The organism is Colwellia sp. Arc7-D (genome assembly GCF_003061515.1).
Taxonomy (GTDB): Bacteria; Pseudomonadota; Gammaproteobacteria; order Enterobacterales; family Alteromonadaceae; genus Cognaticolwellia.
This window is the reverse complement of the sequence record NZ_CP028924.1, coordinates 1,630,958-1,645,925: the sequence shown is the minus strand read 5'-3', so window position 1 is coordinate 1,645,925 and position 14,968 is coordinate 1,630,958. Positions and strand designations below refer to the sequence as shown.

The following is a 14,968-nucleotide window of genomic DNA, read 5'->3' as shown; positions in this document are numbered from 1 at the left end:
AGGAATTTTGGGAAGGCTTTTAAAAATAACAAGTCAGCTTTGTTACTTTCATTATTAGAAAGTAACAAAGCTAAAAGATAAGGTTTAATCTAAATTTTTAGTGATATGGTGCGATGCTGCAGCCGTGAAAACCACATCGGTAGAACTATTTAATGCTGTTTCTGCGGAGTCTTGAATAACACCAATAATAAATCCTATCGCAACAACTTGCATCGCAATATCAGTATTAATACCAAATAACCCACAAGCTAATGGAATAAGCAGCAATGAACCGCCAGCAACACCAGAAGCGCCACACGCTGATATTGCAGCAACCACACTCAATAAAATAGCGGTGGCAAAATCAACTTCAATATTTAAGGTATTGGCCGCTGCAAGCGTTAATACCGTGATGGTAATCGCCGCGCCTGCCATATTGATGGTGGCACCTAATGGAATGGATACCGAATAAGTATCCTCATGTAAATCTAGCTTTTCACATAGCTCCATATTTACTGGAATATTGGCTGCTGAGCTACGGGTGAAAAATGCCGTAATACCTGATTCTTTTATACAGGTTAGTACTAACGGGTAAGGGTTTTTACGCATAATTAAATACACGATTAACGGGTTCACTATCAAAGCAATTATAAGCATTGAACCTAAAAGCACGAGTACTAAATGACTAAACTCTCCTAAAGTATCAAAGCCTGTAGTTGCTACTGTATTGGCAACTAACCCCATGATACCTAATGGTGCAAAACGAATAACGAGTTTTACGACACTAGAAATAGCTTCAGCAAAATCATGCACCATGACTTTCGTTGAGTCACTTCCCTTTTTCAAGGCAAAACCTAAACCTAAACCCCAAGCTAAAATACCGATAAAGTTACCGGTAATTACCGCATTAAAAGGATTATCAACAATTTTAAATGCCAAGGTTGTTAATACTTCGCCTAAACCTTGTGGCGGGTTAGCACTAGCGCCAACGATATCTAAAGTTAATTGCACAGGAAACATAAAGCTTAGCGCGACTGCGACTAACGCAGCACTAATGGTGCCAATTAAATACAATCCAACTATAGGCTTTAAATTAGCTTCACTGTTAGGTTTTTGGTTTGCAATAGACGAAGCCACTAAAACTAACACTAAGATAGGGGCAACCGCTTTTAATGCATTAACAAATAAACTCCCCAGTATAGAAAATGACATGGCTAGATCAGGGGAAGCAAGGGCTAAAACAACACCTAAAATAATGGCAATAATTATTTGGTTTACGATATTAATAGATTTCAGTTTAGTAATAAATGAATGGCTTTCTGGGTTATTTTCTATTGTCATAATTTTTCTTATTTGAGTTATTAAACTTATGAACACGCTCGCGTGTAGTGCAAGTTTTTTACCACTTAATAGCGGTGACTGTCTAGTATATTCGTTGTATGGCTAATTTAAAAAGACGATTCACTGTTACGTGAAATAAACAATGCTTGGTCATTGTTATCAACTAAGAAAGCTTTACAAACGAAGTGTCCTACGACGGCTATTAATTCATTATCATAAAAAATAAACGGTAGTCTTTTTCTTTGCCATGGCGGAATTGTAAGCTCTTGCAAAACTTTCTTTAAGGCTCGTGAATGTTGTCGATATTGCGGTAAACATTTAGGATTTTCGTGAGAAAACCTAACCGTAACTACTTGATTAATGTTTGGGCGTTTAACAGCTACTTGCCAATGTTCATTAGTGTTGCTGTTTTCTAACTTTGCCGAAATACATAAAACGCCTAAGTTATCAGGTAATTGAAGCTCTAATTTATCTTTAGCGACTAAATCGTCAAGATTTAGCGAATGTTGCCAATCCGAAATATCTTGGTAAATAGTGGTTAGATAAAGCTCATCTTTAAAGCGCCTAACACAATGACTCGATAGTTGAATAACCGGTGATTTGTCAGCCTCAGCGTTAAGTTGTTGGCATATTTGTGCTAACTGCTGGCGCGAAGGCATTAATACATTATGGCTCGATAAAAAATAGCGTAAAAGATTTTTAAGTCGTGCATCGCTTAACTTAGTTAAACATGGCACCGAAAGTTGATAAGCTGAAAGCTGGCAAAGCGTTAAATCTTGCTGTGCTAATTCGTCAAGTAATTGTTGCGCTTCAAAACAATGCTCAGCACTGCGCGCAATTGTTTTATTAATACTTGGCCAACGTGCATTTAATTTAGGCAGTATTTGATGACGTAAAAAATTTCGCTCAAAGTGTTCATCGTTATTTGACTCATCTTCAATCCAACTAAGCTGTTGTTGATTTGCATAATCGACTATTTCTGATCGCGAAATCGCTAATAACGGGCGAGCCACTGTATGTTGCGCTAATTTAGCACTTGGCGGCATTGCAGATAAACCTTTAACCCCTGCACCACGTTTTAATGCAAGAATAAATGTTTCTGCTTGGTCATTCAGATGATGTCCAGTAACGATAATCGCAGGCTCTGCACTGGTTTGTATTAGTACTTTATAGCGCGCATCTCTCGCCATTGCTTCTAGGCTTTGCTGCGCTTGTTTTTTTAAATGTAGTTTATGGGTGAATAATGGTAGTGAAAAGCTATCACATTGTTGCTGCGCAAATACTTGCCACTCATCAGCATGAGGACTTAAACCGTGATTGACATGACAAACAACTAAAGGGTTAGGTAATAACTCTTGTTGTTTTAACTTAGCTAATGCCACTAATAGCACTTGTGAATCTACACCGCCGCTATAGGCAATAATAATAGTTTTTTCTGGTGTATGTTTAAAAAACTGCACCAAGGCTGATTCAATTTTATTCACAGGTTCAAGCAATATTAGGTAAGAGTGTTGTAGCGATAGTTATCATAAAGACAATAAAAAGCGACCTGTAGAGGTCGCTTATTTTGAATCTAACAATAACCGAATGACATTAACTTGTCATAACGACTTTCAATCAATTCTTCGTTAGACAGTTTGTCTAGTTCTGCTAGGTCAGATTTTAATGCTTGCTTAAGGAATGCCGCCATTTGGTCCATATCGCGGTGAGCCCCACCTAATGGTTCTTCAACAATACTGTCGATAAGCCCTAATTCTTTAATACGCTTAGCCGTAATACCCATGGCTTCTGCTGCTGTCGGCGCTTTCTCAGCCGTTTTCCACAAAATTGAAGCACAACCTTCTGGTGAAATTACTGAATAAGTTGAATACTCAAGCATATTTACCTTATCACCAACACCAATAGCCAGTGCACCACCAGAACCACCTTCACCAATAACCGTACAAATGATTGGCACGTTCAAACGTGACATCACTTTTAAATTCATGGCTATAGCTTCACTTTGACCACGTTCTTCTGCACCAATACCCGGATAAGCACCTGGCGTGTCAATAAATGTGATAATTGGCATTTTAAAACGTTCTGCCATTCTCATTAAACGTAAAGCTTTACGGTAGCCTTCAGGACGTGGCATACCAAAGTTACGTTTAACTTTTTCGTTAGTTGAGCGACCTTTTTGGTGGCCAATAATCATAACTGGACGACCATCTAAACGCGCGGTTCCACCAACAATAGCTTTATCATCAGCATAAGCTCTATCGCCTGCCAATTCATCGAACTCCGTAAAAATACGAGGTAAATAATCTAAGGTATATGGACGTTGAGGGTGACGTGCAACGCGCGCCGTTTGCCAAGGATCCAAATTAGAGAAAATTTTCTTTGTTAACTCGTTATTTTTCTCACGTAATTGAGAAATTTGATCCTCTAAATCAAGATCAAGATCTTGACCATTGTTGACCAATTGTAATTCTTCAATTTTTGCTTCAAGTTCCGCAATTGGAAGCTCAAAATCTAAAAAATTTAATGACATATGATTTTTCTTACCTATGTTGTCTTTGAGTACCGTTAGTAAAAAACACTACTTATTTAAATTTTAACTCGACTTGCTCATCACCCAAAAGGGTTTTCAAATCGTATAATAGCATGTCGCTTGGCGATACGCGCCACTGTACCCCTAACTCTAGCATACCTTGCGCTTCATCTCTTTGATAAAAAACGCGAATTGGGCAAATACCATCTTTATAGGGTGTTAGCACCTTTGTAAACTGTTCGATAAATTGGCCTGAAAGCTGATTTTTATCGACTTGTAAATCTAACGACGATACATAATTTTCCCGTGCATCAGCAATAGTCATTATGTCTCGAGCGGTCATTGTAATACCACCGGAGTAATCATCAAAGCTGACCTGTCCGCTACAGACCAAAATAGCGTCAGAAATAAGCAATTCTGCAAACCTATCGTAGTCATCTGGAAATAAGCGGATGTCCATTCGGGCACTTTTATCATCTAATGTGACCAAAGCCCATCGACGACCACGTTTATTGACTAATACCCGCACACCTAGCACTAAGCCTACGGCAACCGTTGTCTTATCTTTATTGGTTGGCTGCAAGCTGACTAGACGTCCCGTTGAATAGCGTTTGATTTCACTTAAGTAACGGTTGATTGGGTGACCCGTTAAATATAAACCTAAAGTTTCTTTTTCGCCATCTAACCACTGTTGTTCAGGCCACTTTGGCACTTCTTTATATGTTTGTCTGTTATCTTCTGGTTCTTCATTTATTAAACCAAATAAATCATTTTGCCCAATGGCTTGAGCTTTTGCATGTTGCTCTGCTGCTTTTAATGCTTCAGGTAATGACACAAATAGAGCCGCACGATGAGGACCGTCTTTAGCATTGGGCCCAAGGGCATCCATTGCACCAGATTTAATTAATTTCTCTAACACACGCTTATTGATCTTTTTCAAATCAACCCGAGCGCAAAAATCAAACAAATCAATAAACTCACCATCGCTTTCACGCGCGGCAATAATAGCTTCAATCGGACCTTCACCAACGCCCTTTACAGCGCCGATACCATAAATAATTTGATCGTCATCATTCACAGTGAACTTATATTGCCCTCGGTTAACATCAGGCGGCAATAAATCAAGCCCCATGTTGCTGCACTCATCAACTAACGTCACAATTTTATCGGTATTATCCATATCAGCAGACATAACCGCCGCCATAAATGGCGCAGGAAAGTGGGTTTTCATCCACAAAGTTTGATACGACACTAAAGCATAAGCGGCAGAATGCGATTTGTTAAAACCATAACCGGCGAACTTTTCAACCAAGTCAAAAATTTTCATCGCTAGCTCGCCATCAACACCACGACCAACAGCGCCTGCTTCAAAGCCTGCACGTTGCTTAGCCATTTCTTCAGGCTTTTTCTTACCCATGGCACGACGTAACATATCGGCACCACCAAGCGAGTAACCGGCTAACACCTGCGCTATTTGCATTACCTGCTCTTGATAAAGAATAATACCGTAAGTAGGTTCAAGAATTGGCTTTAAATCGAGATGTTGCCATGTTTCATCCGGGTAACTGATAGCCTCACGACCATGTTTACGTTCGATAAAGTTATCAACCATGCCTGACTGTAAAGGGCCAGGTCTGAATAGCGCTACCAAAGCGATAATATCTTCAAAGCAATCGGGTTTTAGTTTTGCTATTAGTGATTTCATGCCGCTAGATTCAAGCTGGAAAACCGCAGTTGTTTCTGATTTTAATAGCACTTTAAAACTGGCTTTATCTTCCAAATCAATCGCAGGTAAATCGATTGGTTCTTTACCCTCTTTTAGCAGTTTTGCATCAGCCATTTCTATGGCCCACTGTAAAATGGTTAAGGTACGTAAACCGAGAAAATCAAATTTTACTAATCCGGCATCCTCTACATCATTTTTATCAAACTGCGTTACCGGATTTTTACCTTCTTCATCACAATAAAGCGGAGCAAAATCGGTGATTGTTGTTGGAGAAATAACAACACCACCAGCATGTTTACCCGCATTTCGCGTTGTGCCTTCTAAAATACGGCACATATCAATCAAATCTTTTACGTCACTGTCTTGGGCGTAAATTTCAGGCAGCTTTGGCTCTTCTTCAAATGCTTTAGCTAAGGTCATACCCGGTGTTGGCGGGATAAGTTTAGAAATGCGATCAACAAAACCGTACGGGTGACCAAGCACGCGACCTACATCTCGAATAACCGCTTTCGCTGCCATTGTACCGAAGGTAATGATTTGTGATACAGCATCTCGGCCGTATAACTCTGCAACGTGATCAATAACTTCGTCACGCCTGTCCATACAAAAATCGATATCGAAATCGGGCATCGAGACACGTTCAGGGTTCAAGAATCGTTCAAAAAGTAGATCGTATTCCAATGGGTCGAGATCGGTAATTTTTTGAGCGTAAGCCACCAATGAACCTGCCCCTGAACCACGGCCAGGACCAACAGGAATATTATTGTCTTTACTCCACTGAATAAACTCCATCACGATCAAGAAATAACCGGGGAAGCCCATACCATTAACAACTTTTAATTCAATCGCTAAACGTTCATCGTAAGGTTTACGTTTTTCAGCAAAGTCAGGCGCGTCTTTATCAAATAAAAACTCTAACCTTTCCTGTAAACCTTCTTCTGATACTTTAACTAAGTAATCTTCTATCGATAAGCCTTCGGTAGGAAAATCAGGTAGTACATATTCGCCTAAACGCACAGTAACATTACAACGTTTTGCGATTTCTACCGAATTCGCAAGTGCTTCAGGAATATCAGCAAAAAGTGCGACCATTTCCTCTTCGGTTCGCAAGTATTGCTCTTTAGAATATTTTTTTGGGCGACGTTTATCATCTAAAGTAAAACCATCATGAATGGCGACACGAATTTCGTGCGCATCAAAGTCTACAGGACTTAAGAACATAACTTCGTTAGTGGCAACAACAGGCAAGTCATGACTCGCAGCAAGCGCTACGGCAAGGTGAATATAGTTTTCTTCGTCATTTCGACCCGTTCGAATTAACTCAAGGTAAAAGCAGTTGGGAAAATATTGCTGATAAAATGCCACCATATCTTCAACAAACTCTTGGTTACCTTTAAGCAACGCTTTACCCACGTCGCCTTCGCGGCCACCAGAAAGTAAAATTAAGCCTTCTGCATGGTCAATGAGCCAGTCTCTATCAATGACAGCTTTACCCTGAACATGTCCACGTAAATAAGCTTTAGAAATTAATTCAGTTAAATTTTTATAACCAATATTATTGGTGGTTAATACGACTAAACGCGACAATTCACCTTCTAAAGCCTCACTTTGAACCCAAAAATCACAACCAATAATAGGCTTTAAACCTGCACCATGTGCCGCGTGATAATACTTAACCAGCCCACATAAATTTGTTTGATCGGTGAGTGCGATGGCAGGCATATTGAGCTCTGCAGCTCGGGCGACGATTGGCTTCACTTTTTTCAAGCCATCTGACATAGAATAATCACTGTGTATTCGCAAGTGAATAAACGCTGGATTATTACCGTTTTTAGGCGCTGGATCAGTTGTGGTAATTGTTGTTAACTCGGTTTCAGACATCTAGTGCTCTAATTATTTTTATTATGCGTTGCTGCATTAGCGAGTACATTGGCGACAGGTTTAAAACTTTTTCGGTAGCAATCAAGCACACCATGCTCAATTATCTTCTCTAAATGAACTTTTGTTGGGTACCCTTTGTGCTGTGCGAAGCCATAATAAGGATAAAGCTTATCTAGGGCCACCATCTCATCATCTCTTGCCACTTTAGCTATAATCGACGCAGCACTTATTTCAGATACGCGTGCATCACCTTTAACAACACTTTGGCTGGCAATATGACCATTTTGATGAGCAAAAGTGGGGCAACGATTACCATCAACTAGCACGAAATCAGGCGTAACATTTAAACCTTGAATAGCGCGTTGCATTGCCAACATAGTGGCATGAAGAATATTAAGCGTATCTATTTCTTCTGGAGAAGCTCGCCCTATTGACCAAGCAATAGCGCGTTGTTTAATTTCTAAAGACAGTTGCTGTCTTTTCTTTTCAGACAGTTTTTTTGAATCCATTAATCCTTCAATAGGATTATCCGGATCTAATATAACCGCGGCTGTCACTACATCACCGACTAAAGGCCCTCGCCCAACTTCATCAACACCGGCAATACAATAAGCAATGGGATATTCAAATGGTGGAAAAACTTTCTTAACTACAGGCATAAAAATTCTGCTTAACAATTATAATAAGTTGATTACGGCTTTGGCAGCTTGTTCACTGGCATTTTGCTTAAGTGCTAAATGAATTTCAGTAAAAGCTTGATTCAAAGCTGACTGATCTTCAAACAGTCGCTCTTCAACTAATGGTAATATATTTTCAACCGTAACATTAGTTTGTAGAAGTTCAGGCACTAAGCCCTTATTAGCCAATAAATTCGGTAATGAAAACCACTTCAACTTTACAAAGCCTTTGAACATGTAATAAGTCAGCGGATTAAACTTATAACAAATCACCATAGGACGTTTTATTAAGGCCGCTTCAAGGGTTACTGTACCCGACGCAGTTAATAAACAATCGCTAGCAGCCATTACTTGCTGAGTTTTACCGACGATAACTTGTACCGAAAGCTCTGGCGCTATTTGTTGATGTAATTGGTGAAATTGCTGAGCTCTTTTTTCACTTACCATGGGTACCACGAATATCAACTCCGCGGCTTTTTCAGGATTATTGCTGAGTAGCTTTTGTGCAGTATGTAAAAATGGCTCAACTAGTCGTGACAGTTCGCCACCTCGGCTTCCCGGCATTAGCGCTAGAACTTTGGCATTATCTTCTATGCCCAAAGCTTCTCTGGCACTATGTTTATCAGAAACTAAAGGAATGTCGTCAGCAAGTGAGTGACCTACAAAGGTGCAAGGTATTTGGTGTTTATCATAAAACGCTTTTTCAAAAGGCAATAACGACAAAACCATGTTAGTCGCTTTAGCAATTTTGAATACGCGCTTTTCTCGCCAAGCCCAAACTGAAGGGCTAACATAATGAACTGTCTTAATCGCCTGTACTTTAAGCTTTGCTTCAAGGGCAATATTAAAGTCAGGAGCATCTATACCAATAAAAACATTGGGTTTGTTCGCTACAAAATATTCATACAATGATTTTCGAATATGGAGTAATCGGCGCAATCTACCAAGCACTTCAAACACACCCATGACTGATAGCTCTTCCATATCAAACAGGCTTTCAAAGCCTAGCGCTAACATTTTAGGGCCACCAATGCCGATAAACTTGGCGTTAGGGTAGCTTAGCTGCAGTTGTTGCATTAATCCTGCACCTAAGGTGTCACCAGAATGCTCTCCAACAACTATAGCAAATGTTAACACGGGCTCTAGTGATTTATTCACGGGCAAAGTATCTTCTGAGTTTACTGACATCACCATAAACTATCGGACAATGCCGCGACTAGAGTTTTTAATAAAATCAGTGAATACATCTAATTCAATCAAGCCATGTGCAGTATCGTTAATTTTCGCTATCGCTTCATCAACAGTTAAACCTTGACGGTAAATCGCTTTATAGGCACGTTTAATTTGCAATATAACATCGGCATCAAAACCTCGACGTTTTAAGCCTTCGCTATTTAAACCAAAAGGTTTTGCAGGTTGGCCAGATGCCATAATGTAAGGAGGTACATCTTTAAGAATAAGTGAATTGGCTGCAACAAAACAATGTGGACCAATATGACAAAATTGATGTACGCCAGCCATACCGCCAATAATGGCATGATCGCCAACATGAACATGACCGGCTAGTGAGGCACCATTAGCTAAAATACAGTTACTCCCCACCATGCAATCATGAGCAATATGGGTATAAGCCATAAATAAATTATTGCTACCAATTTTAGTTAAACTTTTATCTTGAACCGTACCACGGTGCACGGTGCAGTTTTCACGAAAAGTATTGTTATCGCCGATCACTAGTTCGGTTAATTCACCCGCATATTTTAAATCTTGACAGTCTTCGCCTATTGAAGCGAACTGAAATATGCGATTGCCTTTACCGATAGTTGTTGGACCGTTAATTACAACATGTGAGCTTATATGACAATCGTCTCCAATGACCACATTCCCAGCTATATGCGTCCATGGGCCAATCTTTACATTTTTACCGATAATCGCGCCATCTTCAATAATGGCTTGTGGATGGATCAATGACGTTGAATTCACCATATTACAATGCTCTTCTTGCGCACATTAAGTCTGCTGAACAGACTACCTTGCCGTCAACTCTAGCTTCAGCATAAAACTTCCACATACCACGACGCTCTTTTATAAACTCTAGATGCAAATGCATGGTGTCACCAGGGTGAACTGGTTTTTTAAATTTTGCTTTATCAATTGACGCAAACAGAAATAACTCACCTTCACTTTTATCTTTAACAGATTTAAAGCCAAGTATTCCACTTGCTTGAGCTAAAGCTTCAAGGATCAACACACCAGGGAAAATTGAATAACTAGGAAAGTGTCCCATAAATGCGGGTTCATTAACTGTAACGTTTTTTATCGCATGAATTGACTTACCGGGGGTGTAGTCAAGCACACGGTCAACTAATAAAAACGGGTAACGGTGTGGAATGAGTGTTTTTATCTCTTCAACATCGATAATATTATTTTGCGATTCCAAAATGACTTCCTCTTTTGCTTAACTATGACGTCAACTTGCTAGATTTTTCTAAAATACTTAACCGCTTAGTTAAAGACTCTAGCTTACGTATTCTAGCGTTATTTTTATGCCACTCTTTATTTGGCTGGCATGGCATACCCGATGAATAAACACCTGGCGCATTTAATGACTTTGTGACCATTGTCATGCCAGTAAATACACAACCGTCAGCAATGTTAATATGACCATTGATACCGACAAGGCCAGCAATAACACAATTTTTACCTATTTCAGTGCTGCCTGCTATAACACTACAAGCCGCCATAGCGGTATTCTCACCGATCACAACATTATGAGCAATCTGTATTTGATTATCTAAAATAACACCATCTTTGATAATAGTGTTACCTAAAGCGCCGCGATCTATTGTGGTACTCGCACCAATCTCTACATTATCACCAATGACCACTGTGCCTAATTGCGGTATTTTAACCCAAATACCTTTATTATTTGCATAACCAAAACCGTCTGAACCAATCACTGTATTTGCATGCACTGCGCATTGTTTACCAATAACCACACCATGATAAATACTAACGTTAGACCAAATAGTAGAATTAGCACCAATTGTTGCACCAATACCGATAAAGCTACCAGCACCTATACTAACACCTTCACAAAGGCTAACACCGGCTTCAATAACGGCATTAGCACCGATCGTCACGTTATCACCGATAATAGCGTTATCATCAATAACAGCACTAGGGTGAATACAGTTTGCCGGTTTAGGTGTTGTATCAAGTAACTGTGCCACTAAAGCATAGCCCATATAAGGGTTATCCATTATTAAGGCATTAGATTGACACTTTTTTGCTTCTGCTGGGGTAACAATAACCGCACTGGCATTAGTTGTTGCTAATTGTTCACTATATTTACTATTAGCTAAAAAGGCGATTTGCCCGGAACTGGCTGAGGCTAAGGTAGCTATACTTAATATTTTACATTGTCCATCTCCCTGAACAACAGCCCCTATTTTTTCTGCAATATCGGCAAGAACGTAACTCATAAGAATAAACTTCTTTTAAATGTGCTCTAAAGTATAAATTTTAAAGTACAGGTTTAAAGACAAGCGCTAACCACCATAGGGCTAAACGCAATATTCCGAATCAACTTGATTCGGAATATTAAATGGTCGAGAAGGCATTGAATATAAATCATGGTGATTTATATTCAATTTACCTGAAAACAAAGGATTATTTCAGTTTGCTAACTTGCTTAACAACTTCTTCTGTGATCGCTGTTTTTGGCTTAGAGTAAACAACTGCACTTTGTTCAAGTACTAAATCATAATCGCCTTTGGCTGCAATGTTATCAATTGCTTGACGAACCAATGCGATGATTTTGTTAGTTTCTTCATTTTTTCTAGCACCAGTGCTCTGCTGAAAAGCTTTGCCTTTAGTTTGGTAATCTTGAAAAAGTACACCAATTTTGCCTTCTAACTCTTCAATTTCTTTAGCACTCATTAAAGAGCCATCGCGCTTACGCTTTTCTTGAAGATATTTGATGTCTTGCTCAAGTTGGGCAAGTACAGCTTTTTCATCTTTAAACTCTTCTTCTAAGCTTTTCATTACTGCTGCAGTTTGTGGAATTTTACCCATAACTTCTTGGAAGTTTACTACACCAATTTTTTGGTCTGCAGCCATTGCTGAACTGGCTAAAATATATCCTGATGCTGCTGTAGCGATTGCAATAGATTTAATCAAATTTTTCAAATTTTACTCCTAAAATATTTTCTAATATTTTTTATATAATTTTGTTATGCGGTAGTTATACCGCCTCAGTTAACTTGGTTCAAGCCTATTTATTTAAAGCTTGCTCATTTTGAGCAATAAATAGGCTTTATCTTAATAAATCTAAAAAGTTTGTCCGATATTAAAACTGAAGAACTCGGTGTCATCACCTTCTTCTTCTTTCAACGTTTTAGCAAAACTAAAAATCATTGGCCCCATTGGAGACAACCATTGAACAGACAAACCTGCAGATGCTCGATATCGACCCACATCAGAGTAGTCAGCAATTTTATCAAATTCAACGCTATTTAAATCTTTATAATCATCTAAATTAAATTCTGTGTCCCAAACATTACCCGCATCAATAAATATACTTGAACGAACACTGTTACTGAAACCTTCATCTAAAAATGGCGTTGGTACGATAAGCTCTAAACCTGCAATTGCAATGGCATTACCACCAACAGAACGTCTAGACGTTTGAATAAAGTCATGATCAGGACCTAAACAACAACCACCAGCAGATCCAACAGCATCTGGCGTACCAGGAATTGAGGTTGATCTACGATAGATAGCACGTGGTCCGACAATATTAGATTCGAAACCTCGTAATGTACCTGAGCCACCTGCTCTAAAGTTTTCCCAGAAAGGAAGCACTTGATCATTGCCATCAATAGAGCCGTAACCGTTACCATAACCTAATTGAAATTTAGCTAAAACAGTCCAACGTTGATCACGTGTTAACGGGAAATACCATTTAGTATCTAAATTAATTTTAAAGTAATTCACATCCGAGTTAGGCGTAGTCATCTTATAAGATAAACTTTGCTGCGATCCGTCCGTAGGGAAAGTACCACGGTTCAACGTCGAACGAGATATAGCCGCATTAACATCAAAGCTTTCAAAGCTTAAGCCACCATCTGGATCATTTGGATCTGAATATAATTCATAAAACTTCTGAATTTGTTCGTAAGTTTCTAAGCGCGTAATACCATTACTTTTATAACCTAAACCAAAGCTTAAACGAACATATTCATTAATAGGGAAGCCTAATGTAAGGCCTACACCATAAGTTTTGTTATTGTATTCAACAAGGTTTGCGTTACCTGCATCAAACTCTTGATAGAATATATTGCCGCCGAGTGACACACCGTCAACGGTAAAGTAGGGATCAGTATATGAAACATTAGCACTTTTTGAGTAGCTTGAAGTGTTTATGCTAAAACCTAAGCGGTTACCTGTACCTAAAAAGTTGTTTTGCTGTACACCTGCATTTAAACTTAACTGGGTTTGTGAACCATAACCAATACCTGCGGTAAAAGAGCCAGAAGGCTGCTCTTTAACTTCAAAGTCAATATCAACAAGGTCGTCTTCACCAGGAAGTTGGTTGGTTTCAAACTCAACTGTTTCCATGTAAGGTAAACGCTGTAACCAAGCCTTTGAACCTTCGACTAAGTTATTAGATAGCCAAGCACCTTCCATTTGACGCATTTCTCTTCGCAAAACATGCTCAGCAGTAACATGATTGCCTTTAAAATTAATGCGGTTAACATAAACCCGTTTACCTGGATCTACTGATAAAACTAATTTTACGGTTTTATTTTCTTCGTCTATTTCTGGAATTGTGACAACTTTAGGGTAAGCGTAACCATATCTTCCTAAAAATTTACTGACTAATTCTTCAGAGTAAGTAACTAACGCACCATTGTATAATGTGTCGGTTTTAATCGGCGTAATCGCACGAATAGTTTTCTCAAAGCCAGCCATATCACCTATAAAGTCAACTTCACTAACCGTATAAATTTCGCCTTCAGTCACATTGAGGGTGATATATACCGCTTCTTTATCCGGTGTCATTGAAACTTGAGTAGAGTCAACTTTATATTGCAAGTAACCTCGGTCAAGGTAATAGCTTTGTATGGTTTCCATATCACCTTGCAAGGTTTGCTTTTGATAGCGATCTTGCGCCATAAAGTCCCACCAAGGCGAGTCATATGTTAACTCTATGCGCTCTAATAGCTGAGCATCTGAAAACTTTTCATTACCTACGATGTTGATTTGTTCTATCGCAGCAGCGTCACCTTCTTTGAAAACAAAATCGATATTTACACGATTTCGCGGCAAATGAGTCACATTGGCTTTAACGTCGGCATTGTACTTACCTACGCTATGGTAGAAATCTTCCAAACCGACTTCGATACCCGAAATAACGGTCATATCAAGTGTTTCACCAACACGGATATCACTGCCATCAAGGCTTTCTGTTAATTGCTCTTCTTTTAAGTCTTTATTACCATCAAAAGTAATAGCACTTATCGTCGCTCGTTCACGTACACGATAAATAACGGTGTTGGCATCTCTTGACACGACAACGTCACTAAAGTGACCTGACTTATAAAGTGCTTTAATTGATTGTGAAACGCGAAACTCATTTAAGTTATCGCCAACATTGAATGGAATATGGGTTAATGCTGCTCCCAGCGCTACACGCTGCAAACCTTTAACTTGAATATCTTCCACTTGAAAGTCATCAGCAGCATGTGCTGTTGCTCCCAAACTACCTAATAATACCGCCAGGGCAAGTTTTTTAATAATCATAAAATATTAACTTTATATACTTCTTTT

Annotated in this window: 11 protein-coding genes; all 11 read right to left on the bottom strand. The window is 39.1% G+C overall.

The genetic code is table 11. The features are described 5' to 3' along the window. Window positions 1–84 precede the first annotated feature (84 nt). The 11 genes from sstT to bamA all read right to left on the bottom strand — a co-directional run bounded on the left by sstT (window position 85) and on the right by bamA (window position 14,941). The gene (sstT, locus tag DBO93_RS07105) at window positions 85–1,320 is read right to left on the bottom strand and encodes a serine/threonine transporter SstT (RefSeq protein ID WP_108455698.1); all 1,236 of its coding nucleotides are present in this window, start codon (window positions 1,318–1,320) and stop codon (window positions 85–87) included. A 107-nt stretch (window positions 1,321–1,427) separates the two neighbouring features. Continuing rightward, complete coding sequence (tilS, locus tag DBO93_RS07100) at window positions 1,428–2,804, bottom strand: tRNA lysidine(34) synthetase TilS (protein ID WP_162533739.1); 1,377 nt, start codon at window positions 2,802–2,804, stop codon at window positions 1,428–1,430. Between the two features lie 89 nt (window positions 2,805–2,893). Beyond that, the gene (gene accA / locus DBO93_RS07095; RefSeq protein ID WP_108455696.1) at window positions 2,894–3,850 is read right to left on the bottom strand and encodes an acetyl-CoA carboxylase carboxyl transferase subunit alpha; all 957 of its coding nucleotides are present in this window, start codon (window positions 3,848–3,850) and stop codon (window positions 2,894–2,896) included. Between the two features lie 52 nt (window positions 3,851–3,902). Next, window positions 3,903–7,457 carry a DNA polymerase III subunit alpha gene (gene dnaE / locus DBO93_RS07090; RefSeq protein ID WP_108455695.1) on the bottom strand — a complete coding sequence of 1,185 codons (3,555 nt, stop codon included), beginning with the start codon at window positions 7,455–7,457 and terminating at the stop codon, window positions 3,903–3,905. 8 nt (window positions 7,458–7,465) lie between these two features. Next, the gene (rnhB, locus tag DBO93_RS07085; protein WP_108455694.1) at window positions 7,466–8,116 is read right to left on the bottom strand and encodes a ribonuclease HII; all 651 of its coding nucleotides are present in this window, start codon (window positions 8,114–8,116) and stop codon (window positions 7,466–7,468) included. A gap of 18 nt (window positions 8,117–8,134) precedes the next feature. Then, a complete protein-coding gene (gene lpxB / locus DBO93_RS07080) occupies window positions 8,135–9,322 on the bottom strand; it encodes a lipid-A-disaccharide synthase (protein WP_108455693.1) in 1,188 nt (395 codons plus the stop codon). 9 nt (window positions 9,323–9,331) lie between these two features. Next, window positions 9,332–10,120: an acyl-ACP--UDP-N-acetylglucosamine O-acyltransferase gene (gene lpxA, locus DBO93_RS07075; protein WP_162533738.1), complete on the bottom strand. Its 789-nt coding sequence runs from the start codon at window positions 10,118–10,120 to the stop codon at window positions 9,332–9,334. Between the two features lies 1 nt (window position 10,121). Next, window positions 10,122–10,574 (bottom strand): 3-hydroxyacyl-ACP dehydratase FabZ, encoded by a 453-nt coding sequence (gene fabZ / locus DBO93_RS07070; RefSeq protein ID WP_108455692.1) that lies wholly within the window; start codon window positions 10,572–10,574, stop codon window positions 10,122–10,124. 22 nt (window positions 10,575–10,596) lie between these two features. After that, window positions 10,597–11,619, bottom strand: a complete 1,023-nt coding sequence (lpxD, locus tag DBO93_RS07065; RefSeq protein WP_108455691.1) for a UDP-3-O-(3-hydroxymyristoyl)glucosamine N-acyltransferase — start codon at window positions 11,617–11,619, stop codon at window positions 10,597–10,599. A gap of 187 nt (window positions 11,620–11,806) precedes the next feature. Further along, window positions 11,807–12,325 (bottom strand): OmpH family outer membrane protein, encoded by a 519-nt coding sequence (locus tag DBO93_RS07060; RefSeq protein WP_108455690.1) that lies wholly within the window; start codon window positions 12,323–12,325, stop codon window positions 11,807–11,809. A 141-nt stretch (window positions 12,326–12,466) separates the two neighbouring features. Continuing rightward, window positions 12,467–14,941, bottom strand: coding sequence for an outer membrane protein assembly factor BamA (gene bamA / locus DBO93_RS07055; RefSeq protein WP_108455689.1), 2,475 nt, complete (start codon window positions 14,939–14,941; stop codon window positions 12,467–12,469). Window positions 14,942–14,968 lie beyond the last annotated feature (27 nt).